This window comes from Neokomagataea thailandica NBRC 106555, assembly GCF_001598495.1.
GTDB classification, from domain to species: domain Bacteria; phylum Pseudomonadota; class Alphaproteobacteria; order Acetobacterales; family Acetobacteraceae; genus Gluconobacter; species Gluconobacter thailandicus_A.
Genome location: NZ_BCZB01000071.1, coordinates 1 through 1,322, shown reverse-complemented (window position 1 = coordinate 1,322; position 1,322 = coordinate 1). Strand labels below are relative to the sequence as shown.

Annotated in this window: 1 protein-coding gene; it reads left to right on the top strand. The window is 53.8% G+C overall.

Annotation, left to right across the window (positions count from 1 at the left end; genetic code table 11):
* Positions 1-1,322: ATP-dependent helicase (locus NTH01S_RS11425; RefSeq protein WP_068173773.1), on the top strand; the 1,322-nt coding region annotated here is incomplete at both ends.

The window sequence follows — 1,322 nt, the reverse complement described above, 5'->3', positions numbered from 1 at the left end:
ACGTGATGAAAACAAGGCGGATTTTGGGGATCTTCTGTTCTGGCCGACCTGGACCATGCGTCATGATGAGTCGTATCGTAAGCTCTGGGCGGAACGGTTTTCGTGTCTTCTGGCCGATGAATTTCAGGATACGAACCGGTGCCAGTATCTTTGGCTGGAAGCCTTAACCCGTGATCATCACGAACTCTTTGTTGTGGGTGATGATGCGCAGAGCATTTACGGCTGGCGGGGGGCCAATATTGGGTTTATCCGCAATTTCTGCCGGGAATTTCCCAACGCCCGAATGATTGCCCTGGAACAGAATTTTCGTTCAACAGGACATATTTTGGACGCGGCCAATGCCGTGATTGCCCGCGATTCGGGGCGGCTGGACAAAAAGCTTTATACCACATCCGGGCAGGGACGTCCTATTGATATTATCCGCTGCACAGGCGCAGAGCATGAAGCGCAGACGATTGTGACGCAGATCACTCAGCGTGCGATGGCGGGCATGCCTTATGATTCCATGGCGCTGCTCTATCGCTACAATTATCTCTCACGCAAAGTCGAAGAAGAACTTATCCGCGCGCATATTCCCTATGAACTGGTCAATGATACGGCCTTTTGGCAGCGTGCGACGATCAAGGATGCTTTAGCCTTTCTGTCGTTAAGTACCCGACCGGATGAATGGCAATCCAATGATGCGTTTCGGCGTGTGGTGAATGTGCCGACGCGCGGTGTTGGTCCTAAGGCCATGGCGCGGATTGAAGAGAAAGCCGCCGAGACGGGGTTTTCGCTCTTTGCCGCAGCGGAAGCCTTAACGGAGAAAGCGACCAGCAAAGCCGGGCAAAAATTACGTGCGTTTTTGGATGCAATCCGTGAGATCGAGTGTCATCCGGATATTCGCCTTGCGGCACGTTTGCAAATGGGGTGTGAGATGACCGGCTATGCCGAGAAGCTACGCAGTGAGGGTGAAAAAGGTCAGGTTGCCTTTGAGAATTTGGCGGAGCTGTATGATCTGGCGCAAGGGTTTGAGAGCGTTGAAGAGCTTTTAGATCATGCGGCGCTCGGGTCATTGCCCAAAGCCGATCAAGGTTTGGGCTGTGTGCGTTTGAGCACCATTCATGCGGCGAAGGGGTTGGAGTTCGAGCATGTTTATTTGATGGGCTGGGAAGATGGTGCTTTCCCCAGCACGACCAACACGGATCAAGGCGAAGAGCGGCGTTTAGCCTATGTGGCGTTGACCCGCGCGAAACGTCGGGCTGTGATCACGTGGGTCGGGTATCGCTACGGTCAGGAAACCGCGCCGTCACCATTTTTGAGTGACTTTCCGGCCAGTGCCT